This is a genomic window from Kluyvera georgiana (assembly GCF_050990895.1).
Lineage (GTDB): Bacteria > Pseudomonadota > Gammaproteobacteria > Enterobacterales > Enterobacteriaceae > Kluyvera > Kluyvera georgiana.
On the sequence record NZ_CP158865.1, the window covers coordinates 35,546 to 58,752 of the forward strand.

General features: G+C 57.2%; 23 protein-coding genes and 1 pseudogene. 16 read left to right on the forward strand and 8 right to left on the reverse strand.

Going from position 1 to position 23,207, the window contains the following annotated elements:
* Positions 1–118 precede the first annotated feature (118 nt).
* From ivbL to nepI, 11 genes and pseudogenes are all read left to right on the forward strand, one after another.
* Entirely contained in the window at positions 119–217 is a 99-nt protein-coding gene (gene ivbL / locus ABTW00_RS00165; RefSeq protein WP_072277096.1) for an ilvB operon leader peptide IvbL, read from the forward strand.
* Between the two features lie 105 nt (positions 218–322).
* Positions 323–2,011 carry an acetolactate synthase large subunit gene (gene ilvB / locus ABTW00_RS00170; protein WP_433637995.1) on the forward strand — a complete coding sequence of 563 codons (1,689 nt, stop codon included), beginning with the start codon at positions 323–325 and terminating at the stop codon, positions 2,009–2,011.
* Positions 2,012–2,014: 3 nt separating this feature from the next.
* Positions 2,015–2,305: an acetolactate synthase small subunit gene (gene ilvN, locus ABTW00_RS00175; RefSeq protein WP_065357373.1), complete on the forward strand. Its 291-nt coding sequence runs from the start codon at positions 2,015–2,017 to the stop codon at positions 2,303–2,305.
* A 146-nt stretch (positions 2,306–2,451) separates the two neighbouring features.
* Positions 2,452–3,045 carry a transcriptional regulator UhpA gene (gene uhpA, locus ABTW00_RS00180; RefSeq protein WP_038635664.1) on the forward strand — a complete coding sequence of 198 codons (594 nt, stop codon included), beginning with the start codon at positions 2,452–2,454 and terminating at the stop codon, positions 3,043–3,045.
* Positions 3,042–4,544 carry a signal transduction histidine-protein kinase/phosphatase UhpB gene (gene uhpB, locus ABTW00_RS00185; RefSeq protein WP_433637998.1) on the forward strand — a complete coding sequence of 501 codons (1,503 nt, stop codon included), beginning with the start codon at positions 3,042–3,044 and terminating at the stop codon, positions 4,542–4,544. Before uhpA ends, uhpB begins: the two co-directional genes overlap by 4 nt.
* A 9-nt stretch (positions 4,545–4,553) precedes the next feature.
* Positions 4,554–5,873: an MFS transporter gene (locus ABTW00_RS00190; RefSeq protein ID WP_065357375.1), complete on the forward strand. Its 1,320-nt coding sequence runs from the start codon at positions 4,554–4,556 to the stop codon at positions 5,871–5,873.
* A gap of 138 nt (positions 5,874–6,011) precedes the next feature.
* On the forward strand, positions 6,012–7,403 hold the full coding sequence (gene uhpT / locus ABTW00_RS00195; protein WP_065357376.1) for a hexose-6-phosphate:phosphate antiporter: 1,392 nt from the start codon (positions 6,012–6,014) through the stop codon (positions 7,401–7,403).
* A 160-nt stretch (positions 7,404–7,563) separates the two neighbouring features.
* On the forward strand, positions 7,564–8,016 hold the full coding sequence (locus ABTW00_RS00200; protein WP_065357377.1) for a DUF1198 family protein: 453 nt from the start codon (positions 7,564–7,566) through the stop codon (positions 8,014–8,016).
* A 112-nt stretch (positions 8,017–8,128) separates the two neighbouring features.
* Positions 8,129–8,470, forward strand: a pseudogene (locus ABTW00_RS00205) (type II toxin-antitoxin system RelE/ParE family toxin).
* 9 nt (positions 8,471–8,479) lie between these two features.
* Positions 8,480–8,779, forward strand: coding sequence for a helix-turn-helix domain-containing protein (locus ABTW00_RS00210; protein WP_433638001.1), 300 nt, complete (start codon positions 8,480–8,482; stop codon positions 8,777–8,779).
* 120 nt (positions 8,780–8,899) lie between these two features.
* Complete coding sequence (gene nepI, locus ABTW00_RS00215) at positions 8,900–10,084, forward strand: purine ribonucleoside efflux pump NepI (RefSeq protein WP_433638003.1); 1,185 nt, start codon at positions 8,900–8,902, stop codon at positions 10,082–10,084.
* A gap of 84 nt (positions 10,085–10,168) precedes the next feature.
* On the opposite strand, the gene phnX is transcribed toward nepI, so the two are convergent.
* Positions 10,169–10,978, reverse strand: a complete 810-nt coding sequence (gene phnX / locus ABTW00_RS00220; protein ID WP_433638005.1) for a phosphonoacetaldehyde hydrolase — start codon at positions 10,976–10,978, stop codon at positions 10,169–10,171.
* Between the two features lie 9 nt (positions 10,979–10,987).
* On the reverse strand, positions 10,988–12,091 hold the full coding sequence (phnW, locus tag ABTW00_RS00225) for a 2-aminoethylphosphonate--pyruvate transaminase (protein ID WP_065357381.1): 1,104 nt from the start codon (positions 12,089–12,091) through the stop codon (positions 10,988–10,990).
* Positions 12,092–12,230: 139 nt separating this feature from the next.
* On the opposite strand from phnW, the gene phnR reads away from it, so the two are divergent.
* The 5 genes from phnR (at position 12,231) to phnV (ending at position 16,938) form a co-directional block, all read left to right on the forward strand.
* Positions 12,231–12,950 (forward strand): phosphonate utilization transcriptional regulator PhnR, encoded by a 720-nt coding sequence (gene phnR, locus ABTW00_RS00230; protein WP_433638009.1) that lies wholly within the window; start codon positions 12,231–12,233, stop codon positions 12,948–12,950.
* A gap of 196 nt (positions 12,951–13,146) precedes the next feature.
* Positions 13,147–14,160 (forward strand): 2-aminoethylphosphonate ABC transporter substrate-binding protein, encoded by a 1,014-nt coding sequence (gene phnS, locus ABTW00_RS00235; protein ID WP_433638012.1) that lies wholly within the window; start codon positions 13,147–13,149, stop codon positions 14,158–14,160.
* A 5-nt stretch (positions 14,161–14,165) separates the two neighbouring features.
* Positions 14,166–15,275 carry a 2-aminoethylphosphonate ABC transport system ATP-binding subunit PhnT gene (gene phnT, locus ABTW00_RS00240; protein ID WP_433638015.1) on the forward strand — a complete coding sequence of 370 codons (1,110 nt, stop codon included), beginning with the start codon at positions 14,166–14,168 and terminating at the stop codon, positions 15,273–15,275.
* A 2-nt stretch (positions 15,276–15,277) separates the two neighbouring features.
* A complete protein-coding gene (gene phnU, locus ABTW00_RS00245) occupies positions 15,278–16,138 on the forward strand; it encodes a 2-aminoethylphosphonate ABC transporter permease subunit (protein ID WP_433638017.1) in 861 nt (286 codons plus the stop codon).
* Between the two features lie 2 nt (positions 16,139–16,140).
* Positions 16,141–16,938 carry a 2-aminoethylphosphonate ABC transport system, membrane component PhnV gene (phnV, locus tag ABTW00_RS00250; protein ID WP_433638019.1) on the forward strand — a complete coding sequence of 266 codons (798 nt, stop codon included), beginning with the start codon at positions 16,141–16,143 and terminating at the stop codon, positions 16,936–16,938.
* Between the two features lie 54 nt (positions 16,939–16,992).
* Here phnV and ABTW00_RS00255 read toward each other — a convergent pair whose 3' ends face one another.
* The 6 genes from ABTW00_RS00255 to murQ all read right to left on the reverse strand — a co-directional run bounded on the left by ABTW00_RS00255 (position 16,993) and on the right by murQ (position 23,184).
* The gene (locus tag ABTW00_RS00255; RefSeq protein WP_271447503.1) at positions 16,993–18,381 is read right to left on the reverse strand and encodes a carbohydrate porin; all 1,389 of its coding nucleotides are present in this window, start codon (positions 18,379–18,381) and stop codon (positions 16,993–16,995) included.
* Positions 18,382–18,544: 163 nt separating this feature from the next.
* Complete coding sequence (locus tag ABTW00_RS00260) at positions 18,545–18,847, reverse strand: PTS lactose/cellobiose transporter subunit IIA (protein ID WP_157093500.1); 303 nt, start codon at positions 18,845–18,847, stop codon at positions 18,545–18,547.
* Between the two features lie 629 nt (positions 18,848–19,476).
* Complete coding sequence (locus ABTW00_RS00265) at positions 19,477–19,791, reverse strand: YicS family protein (protein WP_074416877.1); 315 nt, start codon at positions 19,789–19,791, stop codon at positions 19,477–19,479.
* Positions 19,792–19,811: 20 nt separating this feature from the next.
* On the reverse strand, positions 19,812–20,714 hold the full coding sequence (locus ABTW00_RS00270) for an EamA family transporter (RefSeq protein WP_433638023.1): 903 nt from the start codon (positions 20,712–20,714) through the stop codon (positions 19,812–19,814).
* Positions 20,715–20,804: 90 nt separating this feature from the next.
* The gene (gene murP / locus ABTW00_RS00275; RefSeq protein ID WP_433638025.1) at positions 20,805–22,259 is read right to left on the reverse strand and encodes a PTS N-acetylmuramic acid transporter subunit IIBC; all 1,455 of its coding nucleotides are present in this window, start codon (positions 22,257–22,259) and stop codon (positions 20,805–20,807) included.
* Positions 22,260–22,284: 25 nt separating this feature from the next.
* Positions 22,285–23,184, reverse strand: a complete 900-nt coding sequence (gene murQ, locus ABTW00_RS00280; protein ID WP_065358380.1) for an N-acetylmuramic acid 6-phosphate etherase — start codon at positions 23,182–23,184, stop codon at positions 22,285–22,287.
* Between the last annotated feature and the right edge of the window lie 23 nt (positions 23,185–23,207).

Genomic DNA, 23,207 nt, shown 5'->3' on the forward strand with positions numbered 1-23,207 from the left:
CTCCGCGCGGAAATGTGATCTTTGCTGCATTTTTACGCAGATGAAAATATTTCCATTGTCAGCCTGAAAAAGCTGTGTTTGTATAAATTCACTTAACGAATGATGAGACAGACCCTGAATGACTCCATCCATGATGACTTCGACCCTACTAAAAACCGCGCTACCAGCCGCGGTGGTCGTCGTGCGTGTGGTGGTGGTCGTCGGCAATGCGCCGTAGGGTCAGGAACACACACGATTCCAAACCCCGCCGGCGCAAACCGGGCGGGGTTTTTAGTTTCTAGCCCCTTCCCGGATGGTCGGCCCAGAATAAAAGGACTGGAGCATGGCAAGTTCGGGCACAACATCACAACCGACCCGGTTTACGGGCGCGCAGTTAATCGTTCATTTACTGGAGCGTCAGGGTATCACCATGGTGACCGGCATCCCCGGTGGCACGGTGCTTCCGCTGTATGACGCGTTAAGCCAGAGCACGCAAATCCGTCATATTCTGGCGCGACACGAGCAGGGCGCGGGCTTTATTGCCCAGGGCATGGCGCGCACCCAGGGTAAACCGGCGGTGTGTATGGCCTGTAGCGGCCCCGGCGCCACCAACCTGGTGACCGCGATTGCCGATGCGCGCCTCGACTCTATTCCGCTGGTGTGTATCACCGGCCAGGTGGCCTCCTCGTTAATCGGTACCGACGCGTTCCAGGAAGTCGACACCTACGGTATCTCTATCCCCATCACCAAACACAACTACTTAGTCCGCAACATCAATGAATTACCGCAGGTTATTGCTGATGCCTTCCGGATTGCGCAGTCGGGTCGCCCTGGCCCGGTGTGGATAGACATTCCTAAGGATGTGCAGACTGCCGAAATCGACATCAGCGAGCTGCCGGAACCGGGCGGCCGCGCCGCCACGCCGGAATTCAGCGCCGGGAGCGTCAGCGAAGCGGCGGCGATGATTAACGCCGCGCAGCGTCCGGTGCTTTATCTGGGCGGCGGGGTGATTAACGCTCCGGAACGCGTACGCGAACTGGCCGAGAAAGCCAACCTGCCAACCACCATGACCCTGATGGCGCTGGGCATGCTGCCGAAAGCGCACCCGCTGTCGTTAGGCATGCTGGGCATGCACGGCGCGCGCAGCACCAACTTTATTCTGCAACAATCTGATTTGCTGGTGGTTTTAGGTGCACGTTTTGATGACCGGGCGACGGGTAAAGTGGCGGAGTTCTGCCCGAACGCGAAAATTATTCACGTGGATATCGACCGCGCCGAGCTGGGCAAAATCAAGCAGGCGCACGTGGCGATTCAGGCGGATGTGGATGACGTTCTGGCGCAGCTGCTGCCGCAGATTGACGCGCAGCCGCGTACCGAGTGGCGCGGTAAAGTCGCCGAGCTGCAACAAGAGTTCCCGGGGGCGATTCCGCAAGCCGGCGACCCGCTCAGCCATTACGGCCTGATCAACGCTGTAGCCGCCTGCGTAGACGACAACGCGATCATCACCACCGACGTGGGTCAGCATCAGATGTGGGCGGCACAGGCCTACCCGCTGAACCGTCCACGCCAGTGGCTGACCTCCGGCGGCCTGGGAACCATGGGCTTCGGTCTGCCTGCGGCGATTGGCGCGGCGCTGGCGAACCCGGACAAGAAGGTGCTGTGCTTTTCCGGCGACGGCAGCCTGATGATGAACATCCAGGAGATGGCGACGGCGGCGGAAAACCAGCTCGACGTGAAGATTATCCTGATGAACAACCAGGCGCTGGGGCTGGTGCATCAGCAGCAGAGCCTGTTCTACAAGCAGGGGGTATTTGCCGCCACCTATCCGGGCATGATTAACTTTATGCAAATTGCCGCCGGTTTCGGCCTTGAAACCTGCGATTTGAACAACGAAGCGGATCCGCAGGCGGCGCTGCAGGCGATTATCAACCGCCCTGGCCCGGCGCTGATCCACGTGCGTATCGACGCGGAAGAAAAAGTGTATCCGATGGTTCCGCCGGGTGCGGCGAATAGCGAAATGGTGGGGGAATAAGCCATGCAAAAACAAACTCATGACAACGTTATTCTGGAGCTTACCGTGCGCAACCACCCTGGCGTAATGACTCACGTCTGCGGGCTATTTGCCCGCCGTGCGTTTAACGTGGAGGGCATTCTCTGTCTGCCGATCCACGGCAGCGACCATAGCCGGATCTGGCTATTGGTGAATGACGACCAGCGCCTTGAGCAGATGATGAGCCAGATCGACAAACTGGAAGATGTGGTGAAAGTGGCCCGCAACCAGTCCGATCCGTCGATGTTTAATAAAATCTCCGTCTTCTTCGAGTAGTTCGCTCAAGACTTGAACGGTAGAGCGCTTATCGTTAAGGTAAGCGCTTTTGCCGGATGGCGGCATAAATGCCTTATCCGGCCTACCTGCCCGTAGGCCTGATAAGCGCAGCGCCATCAGGCGTTTCCCGGCCCCAGGACAAACCCATGATCACCATCGCCCTTATCGACGACCACACTATCGTCCGCTCCGGCTTTGCCCAACTGCTGGGGCTGGAAGCTGATTTGCAGGTTGTGGCGGAATTTGGCTCCGGGCGCGAGGCGCTGGCCGGTTTACCGGGGCGCGGCGTGCAGGTGTGTATTTGCGATATCTCGATGCCCGATATCTCGGGCCTGGAGCTACTCAGCCAACTGCCAAAAGGGATGGCGATCATCATGCTCTCCGTCCACGACAGCCCGGCACTGGTCGAGCAGGCGCTCAACGCAGGCGCGCGTGGCTTTCTTTCAAAACGCTGTAGCCCGGATGAACTGATTGCGGCGGTGCATACCGTGGCGACCGGCGGTTGCTATTTGACGCCGGACATCGCCGTCAAGCTGGCGGCCGGGCGTCAGGATCCGTTGACCAAACGTGAGCGTCAGGTGGCGGAGAAGCTGGCGCAGGGGATGGCGGTGAAAGAGATTGCCGCCGAGCTGGGGCTGTCGCCGAAAACGGTGCACGTTCATCGCGCCAACCTGATGGAAAAGCTGAACGTCAGCAACGATGTTGAACTGGCGCGCCGGATGTTTGACGGCTGGCAATGAACGCACTTTTCTCCCGGTTGATTACCGTTGTTGCCTGTTTCTTTATCTTTTCCGCCGCGTGGTTTTGCCTGTGGAGCATCAGCCTGCATCTGGTCGAACGCCCGGAGCTGGCAGTTCTGCTGTTTCCGTTTGGCCTGCGTCTGGGATTAATGCTGCAATGCCCGCGCGGCTACTGGCCGGTGCTGCTGGGTGCGGAATGGCTGTTGATGTGCTGGCTGGCGCAGGAGGTGGCGCTGGCCCATTTGCCACTTTTGATGATCGGAAGCGCCCTCACGCTACTCCCGGTGATGCTGATTTCGCGATACCGCCATCAACGCGACTGGCGCACGTTGCTGTTGCAGGGCGCAGCGCTGACGGCGGCGGCGCTGCTGCAATCGCTGCCGTGGTTGGGGCAGGGGGAGGAAGCCTGGAATGCGCTGTTACTGACCCTGACCGGCGGATTAACGCTGGCGCCAATCTGCCTGGTGTTCTGGCACTACCTCACCAGCACCACCTGGCTGCCGCTCGGCCCGGCGCTGGTGTCACAGCCGGTAAACTGGCGCGGGCGACACCTGGTCTGGTATCTGCTGCTGTTTATCGTGAGTCTGTGGCTACAGCTCGGTTTGCCCGCTGAGCTTTCGCGCTTTACGCCGTTTTGTCTCGCTTTACCGATTATTGCGCTCGCCTGGCACTACGGCTGGCAAGGCGCGCTGATTGCGACGTTGATGAACGCCATCGCGCTGATTGCCAGCCAGACCTGGCACGATCACCCGGTCGATTTACTGCTCTCGCTGCTGGTGCAAAGCCTGACCGGACTGCTGCTCGGCGCGGGTATTCAGCGGCTGCGTGAGCTTAACCAGTCGCTGCAAAACGAGCTGGCGCGTAATCATCGGCTGGCGGAACGTCTGCTGGAGACCGAAGAGAGCGTGCGCCGCGACGTCGCGCGTGAGCTGCACGACGATATCGGCCAGACCATCACCGCCATTCGTACGCAGGCGGGTATCGTACAGCGCCTGGCCCCCGAGAACGCGGGCGTTAAGCAAAGCGGGGCGCATATCGAGCAGTTGTCTCTGGGCGTGTACGATTCGGTGCGCCGCCTGCTGGGTCGCCTGCGACCGCGCCAGTTGGACGATCTCACGCTGGAACAGGCCATCCGTTCATTGATGCGCGAAATGGAGCTGGAAAGTCGCGGTATCGTCAGCCACCTTGACTGGCGAATTGATGAGTCATTGCTGAGCGAAAGCCAGCGCGTGACGCTGTTTCGCGTTTGTCAGGAAGGGCTGAACAACATTGTGAAGCACGCCAATGCCAGCGCGGTGACGCTCCAGGGCTGGCAGCAGGGTGAGCGGTTGATGCTGGTGATGGAAGACGACGGCAGCGGCCTGCCGCCGGGGTCGAACCAGCAGGGTTTCGGCCTCACCGGGATGCGCGAGCGGGTGACGGCGCTCGGCGGTTCACTCACGATTTCCTGTATGCACGGTACGCGCGTCAGCGTGTCGCTGCCCCAGCGCTACGCCTAAGGAACGGCCATGTTTCAGTTTTTAAAAGCTCCGGCCAGCGCGCCGCTTATCACCGACAAGCAGGAAGTGGACGCCCGCTACCGTTACTGGCGGCGGCATATCCTGCTGACTATCTGGCTCGGCTACGCGCTGTTTTATTTCACGCGCAAAAGCTTTAACGCCGCGGTGCCGGAAATTATCACCAGCGGCGTGCTGACCCGCAGCGATATTGGCCTGCTGGCGACGCTGTTTTACATCACCTACGGGCTGTCGAAATTTGTCTCCGGCATTGTTAGCGATCGCTCCAACGCCCGCTATTTTATGGGCATTGGGCTTATCGCCACCGGCGTGGTTAACATCCTGTTCGGCTTCTCAACCTCGGTCTGGGCCTTTGCCGTACTGTGGGCGCTGAACGCCTTCTTCCAGGGCTGGGGCGCGCCGGTGTGCGCCCGCCTGCTCACCGCGTGGTATTCGCGCAACGAGCGCGGCGGCTGGTGGGCAATCTGGAACACCGCGCACAACGTCGGCGGCGCGCTGATTCCGATCGTCATGGCGGCGGCAGCGCTGCATTACGGCTGGCGCGCCGGGATGATGATTGCCGGTACGCTGGCGATCGTGGTGGGCGTTTTTCTTTGCTGGCGGCTGCGCGACAGGCCGCAGGCGATTGGTCTGCCGCCGATTGGCGACTGGCGGCACGATGAGCTGGAAATTGCCCAGCAGCAGGAGGGCGCGGGGTTAACTCGTAAAGAGATCCTCACCAAATATGTGTTGCTCAATCCATATATCTGGCTGTTGTCTCTGTGCTATGTGCTGGTGTACGTGGTACGCGCGGCGATCAACGACTGGGGCAATCTGTATATGTCGGAGACGCTCGGCGTCGATTTGGTCACCGCCAACACCGCCGTCACCATGTTTGAACTGGGCGGGTTTATCGGCGCGCTGGTTGCAGGTTGGGGCTCGGACAAGCTATTCAACGGCAATCGTGGGCCGATGAACCTGATTTTCGCCGCCGGAATTTTGCTCTCCGTGGGCTCGCTGTGGTTGATGCCATTCGCCAGCTACGTGATGCAGGCGGCGTGCTTCTTCACCACCGGCTTCTTCGTCTTTGGCCCGCAGATGCTGATTGGCATGGCGGCGGCGGAGTGCTCGCACAAAGAGGCGGCGGGCGCGGCAACCGGATTCGTCGGGCTGTTTGCCTACCTCGGCGCGTCTCTCTCCGGCTGGCCGCTGGCGAAGGTGATGGAAGTCTGGCACTGGAGCGGATTCTTTGTGGTGATCGCCATCGCGGCGGGGATTTCCGCACTGCTGTTGCTGCCGTTTTTAAACGCTCAGGCACCGCGCGAAGCGTGACCTGCTTCACCTTTCTTAGCCAAACGACGTAAAACTAAGAAATTTTCCCGGTTTCACCTGGACGCTGTCTCAGGCCAGCCGCCTTGCTGATTTTTACAATACCGGCCATCACGCAGGTATAAAAATCAGGAGATACCCATGCTGGCCTTCTTAAACCAGGTGCGCAAGCCGACCCTGGATCTGCCGCTCGATGTGCGGCGCAAAATGTGGTTCAAACCGTTCATGCAGTCCTATCTGGTGGTCTTTATCGGCTATCTGACCATGTACTTGATCCGCAAGAACTTCAACATCGCGCAGAACGACATGATCTCCACCTACGGGCTGAGCATGACGCAGCTGGGGATGATTGGCCTCGGCTTCTCCATCACCTATGGCGTGGGTAAAACCGTGGTTTCCTACTACGCGGACGGCAAAAATACCAAGCAGTTCCTGCCGTTTATGCTGATCCTCTCCGCCATCTGTATGCTCGGCTTCAGCGCCAGCATGGGCGCGGGGTCAACCAGCCTGTTCCTGATGATCGCCTTCTACGCGCTGAGCGGTTTCTTCCAGAGCACCGGCGGCTCGTGCAGCTATTCCACCATCACCAAGTGGACGCCACGCCGTAAGCGCGGTTCCTACCTCGGCATGTGGAATATTTCCCACAACCTCGGCGGTGCGGGTGCGGCGGGCGTCGCGCTGTTCGGCGCGAATTACCTGTTCGATGGCCACGTCATCGGTATGTTTATCTTCCCGTCGATTATTGCCCTGATTGTCGGTTTTATCGGCCTGCGCTACGGCAGCGACTCCCCGGAATCTTATGGCCTCGGTAAAGCCGAAGAGTTGTTCGGCGAGGAGATCAGCGAAGAGGACAAAGAGACCGAAGAAAACGAGATGACCAAATGGCAGATCTTTGTTGAGTACGTGCTGAAAAACAAAGTTATCTGGCTGCTATGTTTCTCGAACATCTTCCTGTACGTGGTGCGTATCGGTATCGACCAGTGGTCCACCGTCTACGCCTTCCAGGAGCTAAAACTCTCCAAAGAGGTGGCAATTCAGGGCTTCACCCTGTTTGAAGTGGGTGCGCTGGTCGGCACGCTGCTGTGGGGCTGGCTCTCCGATCTCGCTAACGGTCGTCGTGCGCTGGTGGCCTGCGTGGCGCTGGCACTCATCATCGCGACGCTGGGTGTTTACCAGCACGCCAGCAACCAGTACGTCTATCTGGCTTCGCTGTTTGCGCTCGGCTTCCTGGTGTTTGGCCCGCAGTTGTTAATCGGCGTTGCCGCCGTCGGATTTGTGCCGAAAAAAGCGATCGGCGCGGCCGACGGGATTAAAGGCACCTTCGCCTACCTGATTGGCGACAGCTTCGCCAAGCTGGGGCTCGGGATGATTGCCGACGGCACGCCGATTTTCGGTCTTACCGGCTGGGCGGGCACCTTCGCCGCGCTGGATACCGCCGCCATCGGCTGTATCTGCCTGATGGCCATCGTCGCTATCTTCGAAGAACGTAAAATTCGCCGCGAGAAAAAGATTCAGCAGTTAAAAATGGCGTAAGTGTGTTTGGTAACGTTTGCCCGGTTCTGCACCGGGCTTTTTTATGCCTGGGCTCTGAGATCTGCTTTCATCGAGCTAACGCACATTATGGTATGCCCGATTATCGACAGCACGCAAAATCCCATTATCATGTCCGGGTTTAGCCTAAGTGAGAGCGTGCATGATCTGGTTAATTCTGGCCACCCTGGCGGTGGTATTTGTTGTCGGATTTCGGATCCTGACCTCGAGTTCTCGACGGGCTATACGCCGTCTCAGCGAACGACTGGCGATCACGCCAGAACCGGTAGAGTCGATGATCGACCAGCTAGGGAAAGCGCAGGGCGAAGAGTTTTTACGTTATCTGGAGCGCCCTAACGAAGCCCATTTGCAGAATGCGGCGCAGATGCTGCTGATCTGGCAGGTGTGCATCGTCGACGGCAGTGAATCCAATATGCTCACCTGGCATCGGCGGCTGCAAAAAGCCCGTCTCGCCGCGCCCATCACCGACGCCCAGGTGCGCCTGGCGCTCAGCTTCCTGCGCGAACTGGAGCCGGAGCTTAGCGAGCTAAATGCTTTCCAGCATCGCTACAACGCGCTGTTCCACGATGAAAACGGCGTCCACTGGCTGCATTGATGCCAATATTGGTGATTATATTTTTTATTGCTGCTGGGCGTGAGAATTCAATTGATCTAATAGCAAATAGGCTATAATTTATTTATAGCTTATTTGCTATGAGGGATCGCTAATGTGGGAGGTGGAAACAACGGATGTTTTCGACAGTTGGTTCGCGTAGCAAACCGAGGCACTCAAGGAAGATATGCTCGCTGCGATGGTGATTTTATCAGAATATGGGCCACAGCTAGGCCGCCCATTTGCGGACTCGGTGAACAACTCTGCTTTTTCGAATATGAAAGAGCTCCGCGTGCAGCATCAGGGGAGTCCCTTTCGGGCTTTCTTTGCGTTTGATCCTTCCCGTTGCGGCATCGTGTTATGTGCCGGTGGCAAAACAGGGCTAAACGAAAAGAGATTCTACAAAGAGATGATTAAACTTGCTGATTCCGAGTACCGTAAGCACCTTAACAAGTAAGGAATGATAATGGCGACCCTTAAAGAGTTAATAGCTAAACAGAGCCCGGAAAGTCAGAAGCGTATCGCTAAAAAAGTTGAAGAGATGCGTCAGACGATTGCCTTAAATCGATTAAGGGAAGAGCTGAACATGTCTCAAGCAGAGCTGGCTGCGGCAATGGGGGTGAAACAGCCTACCGTAGCGAAAATGGAGCAAGCAGACAACGATCCCCGTCTCTCAACGTTAAAACGTTATGTTACTGCGTTGGGGGGAGAGATAAGCATTGATGTGACCTTGCCCACTGGAAAGAGAGTGGCGTTTCATCTTTGATGTTTGTTGAATAGGCCAACATGGCTATTCGGTAAACAGTTGCTAAAACGTTAAATACGTCACACTTAAGATGTTACACTGCGTGTCTTTTCCGCAAAGACATCCTCCGCAGGTAACAAAATGAGTGAATATCGTGAAGAAAAAACCCGCGCTGACGTCGTTGCGCGGCCCAACTGGTCGGCGGTTTTTGCCGTAGCATTTTGCGTCGCCTGCCTGATTACCGTAGAGTTTTTACCGGTCAGCCTGCTCACGCCGATGGCGCAGGATCTGGGCATTTCCGAAGGCGTCGCCGGGCAGTCGGTGACGGTAACCGCGTTTGTCGCCATGTTCTCCAGCCTGTTTATTACCCAGGCCATTGGCGCGACTAACCGTCGCTACGTGGTGATTCTGTTTTCCGTTCTGCTGACGCTCTCCTGCCTGCTGGTGTCGTTTGCTAGTTCGTTCACGTTGCTGCTGTTGGGGCGTGCCTGTCTGGGGCTGGCGCTGGGTGGCTTCTGGGCGATGTCAGCATCGCTGACCATGCGTCTGGTTCCCGCCCGTACGGTACCGAAAGCGCTGTCGGTGATCTTTGGCGCGGTGTCCATCGCGCTGGTGATTGCCGCGCCGTTAGGGAGCTTTTTGGGCGGCATCATCGGCTGGCGCAACGTGTTTAATGCGGCGGCGGTGATGGGGCTGCTGTGTATCGTTTGGGTGGTGAGGGCGTTGCCGTCGCTGCCGGGCGAACCTGCGCATCACAAGCAAAACATGTTTAGCCTGCTACAGCGCCCCGGCGTGATGGCCGGGATGATTGCCATCTTCATGTCCTTCGCCGGGCAGTTCGCCTTCTTTACCTATATTCGCCCTGTCTATATGAATCTGGCGGGCTTTGATGTTGACGGCCTGACGCTGGTGCTGCTGAGCTTCGGTATCGCCAGCTTTATCGGTACGTCGTTCTCCTCCGTTATCCTTAAGCGCTCGGTCAAACTGGCGCTGGCCGGCGCGCCGTTGGTACTGGCCGTCTGCGCGCTGGTGCTCACGATGTGGGGCGGCGAGAAAGTGGTGTCCGCAGGCATTGCGATTATCTGGGGGCTAGCGTTTGCACTGGTACCTGTAGGCTGGTCGACGTGGATTACCCGCTCACTGGCCGATCAGGCGGAAAAAGCCGGTTCGATTCAGGTGGCCGTCATTCAACTGGCGAATACCTGTGGCGCGGCGATTGGCGGACTGGCACTGGATCGTCTGGGGCTGACCTCACCGTTAATGATTTCAGGCGCGCTGATGCTGCTGACCGCGGTGCTGGTGACGGTGAAGGTGAGGATCCAATAACGCCGCTGCCGGACGACGGCGTAAACACCTTATCCGGCCTACGGCGTTGAGGCCGGATAAGCGTAGCGCCATCCGGCTGTTATTTTACGGGCGTTCGCCCTGCGCCAGACGCGCATTAATATGTGCAATCACCCCGGGTAAATCCGCCAGTGAATCCACCACGTAATGCGCCCCGGCGGCGTACAGCTTGCTGGCCGCGTGCTCGCGGCGAGTCGCAATGTCCTCTTTCGACATTGTCTGATAGGCGTCCCATGTTGCGCCGAATTCGTTACCCGATACCGCCAGACCCACCGTCCACATACCCGCGTTAAGCCCCTCGCTGATGCCCGGCGCGGCATCATCTACCTTCACGCAGTGCGCCACCGCATCAATGCCCAGCGCAATCACGTTTTGCAGCGCCATCCACGGCCCCGGGCGACCACCCGCGGCCAGGTCGTCCGTTGCCACCCAATGATCCGGACGATAGCCATGCTCGGCGGCAGCGGGGACCAGGCGCTCCATCACCGCTCGTGGGTAACCGGAGCAGGAACCTATCTTGATGCCCTCGGCTCGTAGCGCCGCGATCGTGTCGATAACTCCGGCAATAGGAGAAGAAAAATCAACAACTTTAGCAATCTGTAGGGGCATGAAGGCGGCGTAGATGGCATCAATATCAGCTGTGCTCATGGCGCGGTCAAACTTTGCCTGCCAGCGCGCGTCAACAGCAGGTAATTTTCCCAGCGCTTCAATGTGTTGCCATTTACCCAGCCCCATTGGCACGCGTGCCTCGGCGAGGGTGATTTCCACATCAAATGCCTGACGGAACGCCTCGACGAAAATTTGCGTTGGCGCGAAGGAGCCAAAATCGACGGTGGTGCCCGCCCAGTCGAGAATAACAGCGTGAATACGGTTCATTATGGTTCCTTATTTCGTCCAGTACATGGCGGTACGAATGGCGGTCAGTAGGGCAGTGATATCGGCGGCATATACTTCGCCAATGTTGCCGATGCGGAAGCAGTCGCTTTGCGACACTTTGCCTGGATAGATAACAAAGCCCTGCTCCTTCAGGCGGCGATAAAATTCGCTAAAGCGATACTGCGGGTCCTCCGGTGAATAAAAGGCGGTGATAATGGGCGAGTGAAGTTCGTCATCCAGCAGTGTGTTAAAGCCCAGCGCCCGCATTCCGGCCACCAGGCTGCGCTGATTTTGCTGATAGCGTTGATGACGTGCCGCCACGCCACCTTCTTCCGCCAGCTCTTTCAGCGCCTGGGCAAACGCCAGGACGGTATGTGTGGGCGAAGTAAAACGCCATTTGCCGTGGTTATCCTCCATGCAGCGCCACTGGGCGTAGAGATCTAACGACAGCGAGCGGGAACGCCCTTTGCACGCGGCCAGTTTTTGCTCGCGGGCAATCACGAAGGCAAAACCCGGCACGCCCTGAATGCATTTATTGGCGGAGCTGATCAGATAGTCGATGTGTAATGCTGCAATATCCATGGGGATGCCGCCGAAGCTGCTCATGGCGTCAACAATGTAGGTTTTGCCATAGCGATGTGCCAGCGCGCCCACCTCATCAATCGGGTTGAGCATCCCGGTGGTCGTTTCGCTATGCACCATGGCGATATGGCTGATCGTCGGGTCGGCGTTGAGGATCGCGTCGATCGCCTGCACGTCCGGGCGCGCAACTTCGCCGCAGTCGTAAGCGTGATGGGCGATACCCATCAGGGCGGCCATCTCGACCATACGTGCGCCGTATGCCCCGTTGCTGACGATCAGCACCTTATCCTGCGGACCCAATGCGCTGCCCAGTACGGCTTCCACAGCATAGCTGCCGCTGCCTTGCAGCAGTACGGAGGTGTAGCCTTCGGCGGCGGTTGCCAGTGCGGTCAGCTGCTGGCGGATCTGTTCCACCACGCCGATATTGTAATCATCATCCCAGGTACAGCTATCGAACAGCATCGCTTCTTTCACGGTGCGAGAGGTGGTCAGCGGGCCAGGAGTCAGCAGCAGATAGTTACGCGAAGTCATGTTATTTACCTTTGGTCTATACCAGATTGCATTTATCATGACGATCTTTGCCGCGGCGGGTCAAAGGGAAAATCGCGCTGCAACAAAAAATTCATCTCTGCCTGTATAATGGCGGCAGACAAAACGGAAGCGAGTAAGCATGAAATCTATCCCTGGCGATATCCCGCAGTACCAGTTGATCAAGGCGCAGCTTCAGGCGCGTATTCAGAGCGGTGCGTTGAAAAGCGGTGATAAGCTGCCCTCTGAACGCGAACTGTGCGCGATTTTCAACACCACGCGCATTACCCTTCGCGAAAGCCTGGCGCAGCTGGAGTCCAGCGGGCTTATCTGGCGCGCCGATCGTCGCGGTTGGTTCGTTACGCCGGAACGCCTGTGGCTGGATCCGACCCAGAACACCAACTTCCATAAGCTATGCCGCGAGCAGGGGCGGGAGCCAAAAACCGCGCTACTGAGCGGCGCGTTAACGACCGTGCCTGTCGAGGTCATGGAGCCGCTCCAGCTCCAGCCGTTTGATCAAATCTATCTGCTGACCCGTCTGCGTTACGCAGATGGCCGCGCCGTGTGCTACTGCGAAAACCATTGTTTGCCCGCCCGCGTGCCTGAGCTGCTGCAGTACGATCTCAACGGCAGCCTGACCGAGGTATACGAGTCGCGCTACAACCTTGTCTATACCAGCATGCATCTGTCGTTCTACCCCACCGCCATGCCTGCGCAGGCCGCACAGGCGCTGGGCGTTATGGAAGGGCGCCCGGCGCTGTTGCTGCGCCGTCTGAACTACGACCAATACGGGCGAGTGCTGGATCTGGATATCGAATACTGGCGTCACGACAGCCTGCGCATTGAGGTGGATACCCACTAGCCGGTGCGCCGGATGTTGGCTGCGGGCCTTATCCGGCCTTCCAATCGTCTCGTCTCACCGCTATCCGGATAAGCGCAGCGTCATCCGGCGTGGACTGATTTATTCCTCTTTCATCGTTTTGTCACATAAGCCGTTTAGCGTAAAAGCAAATCTGGTATAGGCCAGAAAATGCAACGTACGCTATGAGGCTATTACGATGAAACTTTCCCGACTTGCTCTGCTGTCTGTCTTCGCTCTTGCCAGCGCCCCGTCATGGGCGGAATCGGTGGTCACGGTGTACTCGATCGACGGGCTGCACGATGGCGATAACAGCTGGTATCAGGTGCAGTTTGACGCATTCACCAAAGCGACCGGCATTACCGTACGCTATGTTGAAGGCGGTGGTGGCGTGGTAGTGGAACGTCTGGCAAAAGAGCGCACGAATCCGCAGGCCGATGTGCTGGTTACCGCACCGCCATTCATTCAGCGCGCCGCCGCCGAAAAGCTGCTGGCGACCTTTAACACCGATGCCGCAGAGGCTATCCCCGATGCCAACAACCTTTATTCACCGCTGGTAAAGAACTATCTGAGCTTTATCTACAACGGCAAGCTGCTGAAAACGGCCCCGGCGAGCTGGCAGGATCTGCTTGACGGTAAATTCAAAAATAAACTCCAGTACTCCACGCCAGGTCAGGCCGCTGACGGCACGGCGGTGATGCTGCAGGCTTTCCACAGCTTCGGCAGCAAGGAGGCCGGTTTTGCGTATCTCGGCAAGCTGCAGGCCAATAACGTCGGGCCATCTGCCTCTACCGGTAAGCTAACCGCGCTGGTCAATAAAGGTGAAATCTACGTCGCTAACGGCGACCTGCAAATGAACCTCGCGCAGATGGAACGTAACCCGAACGTGAAAATCTTCTGGCCGGCCAACGACAAAGGCGAGCGCAGCGCGCTGGCCATCCCTTATGTCATTGGCTTGGTCCAGGGGGCGCCGCAGAGTGAAAATGGTAAAAAGCTGATTAACTTCCTGCTGAGTAAAGAAGCGCAGACTCGCGTCAGCGAACTCTCCTGGGGAATGCCGGTACGCAGCGACGTGACGCCGGGCGACGAACATTACAAGGCCGCCACTGCCGCGTTGGAAGGCGTGCAGAGCTGGCAGCCAAACTGGGATGATGTAGCCGTTTCGCTGTCGGCAGATATTAGCCGTTGGCACAAAGTGACCGAAAGCGAGTAAGCCTGATGCTGATGAAAACGACCGCCGTTCACGCCCCTGCATCGCAGGGGACATCGGGGATAGTCCTCGACTCGCTGCGTGTTGCGTATCACGGCAACGTGGTGCTTAAACCGCTCTCTTTGACGATTGAACCTGGCGAAGTGCTGGCGCTGATTGGCCCATCAGGATCCGGAAAAACGACGGTGCTGCGTGCGGTGGCGGGCTTTGTGCAACCTGCTGGCGGTCGTATTCTGATTGGCGATACGGACGTCACCCACCAGCCACCCTACAAACGCGGGCTGGCGATGGTGGTGCAGAACTACGCATTATTCCCGCATCTGAAAGTGGAAGACAACGTCGCTTTTGGCCTGCGTGCGCAGAAGCAGCCGAAGGCGCTAATGAATGAGCGTGTCACGCAGGCGCTGAAAACGGTTGGCATGAGTGATTACGCCACCCGCTATCCGCATCAACTTTCCGGCGGCCAGCAGCAACGCGTGGCCATCGCCCGCGCGATTGCCGTGCGCCCGCGCGTGCTGTTGCTGGATGAACCACTGTCAGCGCTGGACGCACAGATTCGCCATAATATGGTGGAAGAAATCGCCCGTCTTCACCGTGAGCTGCCGGAACTCACTATTCTCTACGTCACCCACGATCAAACGGAAGCGCTCACCCTGGCCGATAAAATCGGCATTATGAAAGATGGCTCGCTGATTGCTCATGGCGAAACCCGCGCGCTATATCAGCATCCGCCCAATCGTTTTGCCGCCGAATTCTTAGGCCGCGCCAATATTCTCTCCGCCACCGCGCTGGGGATAGCGGAGGTTCCGGGGCTGGTGGACGTCAGCTGCGGCGGTGCGGTGATTCGCGCGTTCAGCCAGGGCAGCCACCACGGCTACAACAAACTGCTGTGCATTCGTCCTCAGCACCTCAGCCTGACGCCGCGTTCGGCTTACAGCAACCGCTTCAACGCCACACTGCAATCGGTGCATTGGCAGGGCGATTTAACCCATCTGCTGTGTGACGTTGCTGGCGAAACGGTGCGGATGGTGTTGACGCATGTCAATCCGCTGCCGCGCGTTGGCGACAAGCTGGCGCTGTGGTTTGAACCGGATGATGCGGTCCTGATTGAGGTATAACCATGTCACTCATTTTACCCCTGGAAAAACCGGCGATTAACCTACGCCCGCTGCTGTGGCTGCTGCTCCCGTTGCTGGTGCTGGCGATGCTGTTTTTCTGGCCTCTGTCACTCATCGTTGAACAGGCGCTACGCGGCGCCAATGGCGAGATCGGGCTCGAGACCTTCTGGCAGGTGGTCGACTCGAAACGCTTTGTCGGCGCGTTGCTGAACACGTTGCAAATCGCCTTTTTCGCCACCGCCGGTTGCCTGCTGCTGGGCAGCGTGATGTCGCTGATTCTGGTGTTTATTCCTTTCCCCGGCAGCGAGTTGATTGGTCGGGTCGTCGATACTTTTATTGCGCTGCCGACCTTCCTGATTACGCTGGCGTTCACCTTTATTTATGGGTCTGCGGGTCTGCTCAACGGTACGCTGATGAGCCTGTTTGCCTTTGAGCTACCGCCGGTGGATTTTCTCTACTCGATGCAGGGCGTCATTCTGGCGGAGATCACGGTGTTCACTCCGCTGGTGATGCGGCCGCTGATGGCCGCGCTGCGGCAAATTGATAAAAGCCAGCTAGAGGCGGCCAGCATTCTGGGGGCTCACCCTTTACGGGTGATTGGGCAGGTGATTTTCCCGGCGGCGCTACCGGCGCTGATGGCTGGCGGCAGCCTGTGCCTGCTGTTGACCACTAACGAGTTCGGCATCGTACTGTTTATTGGCGCGAAAGGGGTTAACACCCTGCCGATGATGGTTTATAGCAAAGCGATTCTGGAGTCCGACTATACGGTCGCCTGCATGATTGCGTTGATTAACATTGTCTTGTCGCTGGGGCTGTTCTCCCTCTATCGCCTGGCGGCATCGCGTACCGGCGTAAGGAGCTAGCCATGCTAATTTGGTCACCGAAAGGACGCGCAGCGGCGGGCGTTGTGGCTAGCGCACTGTTTATCGTGTTTTTTTTCCTGCCGCTGGCGGTGATTCTGATGTCCAGCCTTAGCCAGCAGTGGAACGGTATTCTGCCGAGTGGCTTCACGCTGAACCACTTTGTTAACGCTCTGCACGGTGCGGCATGGGATGCCCTACTTGCCAGCCTCACGATTGGCTTTTGCGCCAGCCTGTTTGCGCTGCTTTGCGGCGTTTGGGCGGCGCTGGCGCTGCGTCAATATGGGGTGAAAACGCAGAAATGGTTAAGTATGGTGTTCTATCTGCCGAGTGCGATTCCGTCAGTGTCCGTGGGCCTGGGCATTCTGGTTGCTTTCAGCCAGGGGCCATTGCAAATGAACGGCACCCTGTGGATTGTGCTGACAGCGCACTTTGTGCTGATTTCCGCCTTTACCTTCAGTAACGTGTCGACCGGACTGGCGCGCATTTCCGTCGATATTGAAAACGTCGCGTCGAGTCTGGGGGCATCGCCCTGGTATCGTCTGCGTCACGTGACGTTGCCGTTATTGATGCCGTGGATGGTGTCAGCGCTGGCGCTGAGTTTATCGCTCTCCATGGGGGAGTTGGGCGCGACGATGATGATTTATCCGCCGGGCTGGACGACGCTGCCGGTGGCTATCTTTAGCCTGACCGACCGTGGAAATATCGCCGACGGCGCGGCGCTGACCATTGTGCTGGTGGCCATTACGCTGCTGCTGATGATGAAGCTGGAGCGCATTGCAAAACGGTTGGGGCAGAAATAAAACGGTAGGCCGGGTAGGGCATCGCCGCCACCCGGCATCAATGTCGTTCGACCCTTAGAACCACGCCTCGAACATACCGCCGAAGTTCAGTGAATCCAGCTGCTGGTCGTCGGTACCGTTCACCTTCGCCGTACGCTTGTTATCAACCTGACCGCCGGTCACGTAGAAGCGCAGCATCGGGCGGAATTCCGGGCCCATGCCGATCGCGATGTTCTGCGACAGCGTCAGCTTCCAGCCGTGGTTGTCACCGCCTTTGTCGTAATCAACACGCTGGTAACCCGCTTCCAGCCAGGTGGAGTGCACGTCGTTCCAGAAGTACATCGGACGCACAATCGCGCCGTAGTTTTTACGGTTGTCGGTGTTGTCTTTGCTGTTGTCGTAGTCGTGGAACGCCAGCAGGTATTCCACCTGCGCCTGCTGGGTGAACTTGTAGTTACCCTCGAAGCTAGCGTAGATAGCGGTCAGACCGTCGGTTTTGTTGAACACGCTGTTATCCGAGTTATCCGAGTAGCGCAGGATAACCTTGTTCACGCCGCTGTCATCGCTGTTGGTATGGCTTAACAGCAGGCCGCCCTGCCAGGCATCGAGCTGCTTGTCGTTATCCACCGCTTTGGAGTCGAAGCCGTAGTTGGCGTACACCTCAACATCGATCGGGCCCGCTTTGATGTTGTGGGTTTTGGTGGTCAGCGCGTAGTGGCCGTCGTCACCGGTATCGGAGTTACCGGTACAGGTGATGCGCGACGGGTTCGACTCATCGGCCATCACTTCCGGGCTACAGGATTTCACCTGAGCCACCGTGGCCACGTCGAACTGCACGCCGCCGACGTCAAAGTTTTTCACCCCGGCGCCCTGACCGTCGTGGTTCATCCAGAAGTAGTCGTTGATACCCTGTTGCGGACGCTGGTGGAAGTCACGACCGGCCCAGATATAGGCGTTCGGGTTGGATTCCAGCACGTTGGTCACGCCGACGTAGGCCTTTTTCAGGTTCACTTCGTCGCTCCAGTGGTCGAACATCACGTTGATGTCCCAGATCGCGCCTTTTTCGCTCTTGAAGGCCTTGGTGAGCTGGAATTCGCCGCCGTTGCCTTCGTTACCCAGACGACCGATCGCCGAGGCGCCGTTATAAGAGCCGTCCACGCCGACGTATTTCTGATCGCCCGCCTGGAAATGCGCGCCGTAGCGCGCGTAGCCGCTGAACTTCAGGCCGAACGGTACCGCCATATCCGGCGTCGCCGCCGCGGTTTGCGGGTTGGTTTCCAGATCCACTTTCTTCGCGGCAGCAGCGTCCATTTTGGCCTGACGATCCGCCAGTGCTTTATCGACGGCTTTGGCCACAATGGCGTCGATTTGTTCCTGAGTAAATTCTTGTGCCATTACAGAGGAAAGAGGGCAAAGTGCGGCAATAACCGCCATAGCTAAAGGAAGTTTTTTTACAGTTTTCATGGTTATCTCAAATTAATTAATTATATTCTCAGACAATAACCATCCCGTTTCGGTGTAAATATAAAAGACGCCACCAAAACAAGCTGATTTTATTTTTAATATCGTAGGGGTACAGTTAAATAATTAGCGTAATCAATATCTCCGTAGTCAGAAAGCCTAAATATTAACGTTGGTAAAGATGAATTATCTCTTCCGATAGTTCACGTGCCAGCAGGGAATTCATTAAATGATCCTGCGCGTGTACCATAATTAAGGTCATGGGCTGACGCGCGTCACCTGCATCTTGCTCAATAAGCTTTGTTTGCATATGGTGCGCCTGGCGGGCATAGCCATCGGCTTCCCGCAGGAGATTTTTGGCTTCCTCCATTTCACCCTGACGCGCGGCGTGCAGCGCTGCGAAGCACAGCGATCTGGACTGGCCCGCGTTAATGATTATTTCCATTACCGCGTCCTCTAACCTAACCATAATAATATCCTCTAACTATTTAAAGTCATGATAAAAAGAGGTCGGAAATAATATATCAATGCTTAATGTTAAATTTGCCTGACTTCACTAATGGTTCCGACTTATGGTGCAGTCGATGGTATTTTTTTATTCTTTTATTTCATTGTTGAGCGTCTTTTAAACGCGCAGCAAAGGTTAATGCATGGTCTCATTGACCAACATGTAAATAACATGCGTGACCACCAGATTTAGCATCAAAAATAATTGATCGCTCAATCAAGAGTGATAACGAAAGTTCATTTTAAAATCTTTTACGCACGCTGTGGAATTCAGCGGCGGAGCATAATCTTGTACATTGATGCCTATCCTCGAAATGTAAAAAGTTATTGCGATTGTGATTTGATATGAAACTGAAACCGGTTTCTATTCATAAAAGCTAGAAGTGTGATACCCATCAATTTCTTATGCTTATGAGACTAATTATTTCGTCCTGGGTCACAGAAAATTGTCGTTTGAGGATGAAATGAGCATCAATTGAACAAGTGGTGCAAGAGAGGGAAGGTGGGCCTGACAAGCGTAGCCGCCATCAGGCGTGGTGCACACGTTGCCGGATGGCGGCTCCGCCTTATCCGGCCTACGATTGCGTATTGCTATTTCTGGGTGGGGCACTGAATCGTTTTTATCGCCTTCTCATAGGCCGCGCGATCGTTCTTATCCAACGCTCGCGTGGCGCTCTGCACCGCGGTTTTATTCTCAGCCGACTCCAGCACGCGATTGGCAAACTGCGTATCGCTCAGCCCGCTGTTTGTCGGGCAGTTTTGCTTCACGTCCTTCACCACCTGCTGTTTTTGTTGTTCGAACTTCAGCCCTTCGAGCGGTGCGGAAAACGCGACTGCTGGCAGCATCAGGCAGGCAGCGAGACAGATCTTTTTCATGACGGATATCCTTATGTTCATACGGTGAATTAACTATAGCTGGAATCCCGCTATACCGTTTTTACCCGACGGCGTGAGTCCAGCGAAATCAGTATCACCGAGGATAAAATCAGCAGCGTGCCTAACCAGTCCGGCAGGGTGAAGCTGATCCCGAGCAGCAGCAGCGACAGAAACGCGCTGCTCAGCGGTTCGGCGCAGCTGAGGATGCTGGCTTTCGGCCCGCCAATCATCTGTGCGCCCTTCAGGTACAGGCTGAAAGTCAGGGAGGTGCCAATCACTACCAGATAGAAAAAGGCCAGCAGCAGGTTACCGGTAATCACGATGTGGGTACCCTGCCCGGCGTAGAACGGCAGCAGCATCGCGCCGCCAAGGAGCATGCTCCAGCCGACAATCGGCAGCGTGCCGTAACGGGCAATCAACGTTGACGGATAGGTGGTGTAGAACGCGGCGGCGAAGGCCGAGGCGATCCCCCAGAACAGCGCCGCGCCGGAGATCGAGAGCGACGTCGGGTCGCCGTGGGTGACCAGCAAGAAAGTACCAATAAGCGAGGTGGCGATAGCGGCAAAGACGAAGCGGCCTGGCCGCGCTTTACGCATGATGGCAAACCACGCCACGATAATCGTGGGTGACAGGAACTGTAAAACGGTGGCGGTTGCGGCGTTGGATTTTTCAATCGCCATCAGGAAAGTGAGCTGAACGGTCATCGCACCGACCAGCGAGAAAATCAGCAGACTTATCGCGTCTTTGCGGTTTTTCAGGATACGGAAGATGCCGTCGCCGTGCAGGAAAGAGAACGTCAGCAGAATAAAACCGCCGGAAAGCAGGCGGATCATGGTCAGAAAGGGTGAGCCCATCTGACTGTGTTCCATGATGTACTGCGCGCAAACGCCGGAACTTCCCCACAATATTGCGGCAATTAAAACGTTAAGCATCCCTTTTCTGGTGGCACCCATTTTCCTCAACCCTGTCATATTATTTTGTTCTGACGGGCATCATAGCATGGCGGGAAGCGTGCCCCCAGCGGTGCGCCGGGGGCAAATGGGTTAGCTGAGATCGACGTTTTTGCTGCCAAAAAGCCAGGTCAACAGGAAACCGCCGAAGTAGGCGACGGCAAGCCCTGCTGCGTAAACCGCCATCCCCGCGTAGATGCCGCTGCCCGAGGTCATCAGCGGCAGTGCGACCAGGCCAGAGGGGCCGAAGACCGTGTTCAGACCAACCGGCAGCCCCATCCAGGCCACCAGACCGATAAAGAAGCCGCCGCAGGCGCCGCCGAGACAGGCGGTGACAAACGGCTTCATGCGCGGCAGGGTGACGCCGTAGATCAGCGGTTCGCCGACGCCGAGCAGGCCGGGGATGATGGCCCCTTTAATCTGCGTGCGCAGCAGCGAGCCCTGCTTCGCGCGATAGTAAAGCGCCAGTGCTGCACCGACCTGACCCGCGCCTGCCATGGCCAGAATGGTGAACAGTGAGTTGAAGCCCTGGGCTTCCATCAGCGCGAAGTAGACCGGTACAAAACCCTGGTGCACACCAAACATCACCGCCAGCAGGAACAGCCCCGCCAGTACCGCCGAACCAAACGGGTTACCGTTAAGGTGCAGGAATAGCCACGACATGCCGGTAAACAGGTAACCGCCGATAGGCATAATCACCACAAAGGTCACCGCCCCCATAATCAGCAGCGTGACGGCCGACGTGAGGATCATGTCGAGGTTGGCCGGCATAACGCGGCGTACCTGTTTTTCCACCCACGCGCCGATGATTGAGGCAATCAGCACGCCGATGATGTTGCCGCGGGGGTCAATGGTGTGGCCGAAGAAGTCGGAGATGCCGGAATAGAAGCCGACCGCCGCTTTCGGGTCATAGCCGAGGATAAACAGCGCGGCGATAATCGCCCCGTTCACGCCGGATCCGCCGAACGCTTTCTGCGCGTTATAGCCGATGAGAATACTCAGGAAGGTGAACATGCCTTTACTGAACACCTTCATGTAGCTGATGACATCAACCAGCGTGGCGTTCGGATGAGCGTTCTCCAGCACGAACAGCTGTTCGGCGAGCGTGGCGAACCCCAGCAGCAGACCGACGGCGATAAAACCGGGGATCAGCGGCGTAAAGATGGTGGCGAACTTCGCGAGGAATTTCTGCACGCTACTGGTTTGTTTGCCCTTTAGCTCCTGCTTTTTGGCGCTGGCAATATCGGCCAGCGAGGCGCTGGATTCAGCCTCGTCTGCCTGCGCCAGCGGTGCTTCTTCCAGCAGCAGGTTCATGATCTCCGAAGCGGTTTGTGCTTTGCCCGGACCGAGGATAACCTGGAATTGTTCGTTGCTGACCACCACGCCCATCACGCCTTCCACCTGGCGAATGGCGGCGACATCGGCGCGCGCTTCATCGCGCAGCGTTAAGCGCAGGCGAGTCATACAGTTCCCCGCCTGCACCACGTTTGGCGCTCCGCCAACCAGGGTAAGAATGCGGGCTATCATCTCTTTATTTATTTTTGCCATTCTATGAAATCCCCAGTGTGATGGATTAGTGTTGCAGCGCCTTGCGGATAAAGCCGCCGTTGTCTGCCAGCAGCTGTTTGGCTGCTTCTGCGCTCAGGTTAGCCAGCACCATCACGATGGCGGTTTTACAGTGGCGGCCACAGGCATCCAGCGCCGCCTGTGCGGTTGGGCGATCGCACTCGGTGGCTTCCATCACGATGGAAATCTGCCGTTCAATCAGCTTGGCATTGGTGGCTTCAACGTCGACCATCAGGTTGCTGTAGACCTTGCCGCTGCGGATCATCGCTCCGGTGGTGATCATGTTCAGCACCAGCTTCTGTGCGGTTCCGGCCTTCAGGCGGGTAGAGCCGGTCACCACTTCCGGGCCGACAACCGGTGTAATGGCGATGTCGGCGCGCTGCGCCATTTCGCCGTGCGGATTGCAGCTGACGATCGCGACCAGCGCGTTTTGCTGGTGGGCGTAGGCCATTGCGCCCAGCACGTAAGGCGTACGGCCGCTGGCGGCAATGCCGACCAGAACGTCATGTTGGTTAAAGCCCAGCGCCTGTAAATCTTCAGCCCCTTGCGCGGCATTGTCTTCGACGTTTTCAACGGCTTTCAGAATGGCGGTATGGCCGCCGGCGATCAGGCCGACAACTTGTTCCGGACGGGTACCAAAAGTGGGTGGGCATTCGCTGGCGTCGAGAATGCCCAGACGCCCGGAGGTGCCCGCGCCGATGTAAATCAGACGGCCGCCGTGACGGAACGCGTTGGCGACGCTGTCAACCAGCTGTGCAATTTGCGGAATATACGGCGTGATGGCGTGAGCAACCTGCTGATCTTCATTGTTAATGACCGTCAGCATCTCTTCGGTGGAGAGGGTGTCAATGTTGGCGCTGTTCGCGTTGCGCCGTTCAGTCAGCAATTTGCTCAGGTCGATATTCATAGGAAACCTCATCATTCACAGTG

Coding starts and splice junctions, on each gene's coding strand:
- ivbL (WP_072277096.1), top strand. CDS start 119: ATGACTCCATCCATGATGACTTCGACCCTACTAAAAACCGCGCTACCA.
- ilvB (WP_433637995.1), top strand. CDS start 323: ATGGCAAGTTCGGGCACAACATCACAACCGACCCGGTTTACGGGCGCG.
- ilvN (WP_065357373.1), top strand. CDS start 2,015: ATGCAAAAACAAACTCATGACAACGTTATTCTGGAGCTTACCGTGCGC.
- uhpA (WP_038635664.1), top strand. CDS start 2,452: ATGATCACCATCGCCCTTATCGACGACCACACTATCGTCCGCTCCGGC.
- uhpB (WP_433637998.1), top strand. CDS start 3,042: ATGAACGCACTTTTCTCCCGGTTGATTACCGTTGTTGCCTGTTTCTTT.
- ABTW00_RS00190 (WP_065357375.1), top strand. CDS start 4,554: ATGTTTCAGTTTTTAAAAGCTCCGGCCAGCGCGCCGCTTATCACCGAC.
- uhpT (WP_065357376.1), top strand. CDS start 6,012: ATGCTGGCCTTCTTAAACCAGGTGCGCAAGCCGACCCTGGATCTGCCG.
- ABTW00_RS00200 (WP_065357377.1), top strand. CDS start 7,564: ATGATCTGGTTAATTCTGGCCACCCTGGCGGTGGTATTTGTTGTCGGA.
- ABTW00_RS00210 (WP_433638001.1), top strand. CDS start 8,480: ATGGCGACCCTTAAAGAGTTAATAGCTAAACAGAGCCCGGAAAGTCAG.
- nepI (WP_433638003.1), top strand. CDS start 8,900: ATGAGTGAATATCGTGAAGAAAAAACCCGCGCTGACGTCGTTGCGCGG.
- phnX (WP_433638005.1), bottom strand. CDS start 10,978: ATGAACCGTATTCACGCTGTTATTCTCGACTGGGCGGGCACCACCGTC.
- phnW (WP_065357381.1), bottom strand. CDS start 12,091: ATGACTTCGCGTAACTATCTGCTGCTGACTCCTGGCCCGCTGACCACC.
- phnR (WP_433638009.1), top strand. CDS start 12,231: ATGAAATCTATCCCTGGCGATATCCCGCAGTACCAGTTGATCAAGGCG.
- phnS (WP_433638012.1), top strand. CDS start 13,147: ATGAAACTTTCCCGACTTGCTCTGCTGTCTGTCTTCGCTCTTGCCAGC.
- phnT (WP_433638015.1), top strand. CDS start 14,166: ATGCTGATGAAAACGACCGCCGTTCACGCCCCTGCATCGCAGGGGACA.
- phnU (WP_433638017.1), top strand. CDS start 15,278: ATGTCACTCATTTTACCCCTGGAAAAACCGGCGATTAACCTACGCCCG.
- phnV (WP_433638019.1), top strand. CDS start 16,141: ATGCTAATTTGGTCACCGAAAGGACGCGCAGCGGCGGGCGTTGTGGCT.
- ABTW00_RS00255 (WP_271447503.1), bottom strand. CDS start 18,381: ATGAAAACTGTAAAAAAACTTCCTTTAGCTATGGCGGTTATTGCCGCA.
- ABTW00_RS00260 (WP_157093500.1), bottom strand. CDS start 18,847: ATGGTTAGGTTAGAGGACGCGGTAATGGAAATAATCATTAACGCGGGC.
- ABTW00_RS00270 (WP_433638023.1), bottom strand. CDS start 20,714: ATGGGTGCCACCAGAAAAGGGATGCTTAACGTTTTAATTGCCGCAATA.
- murP (WP_433638025.1), bottom strand. CDS start 22,259: ATGGCAAAAATAAATAAAGAGATGATAGCCCGCATTCTTACCCTGGTT.
- murQ (WP_065358380.1), bottom strand. CDS start 23,184: ATGAATATCGACCTGAGCAAATTGCTGACTGAACGGCGCAACGCGAAC.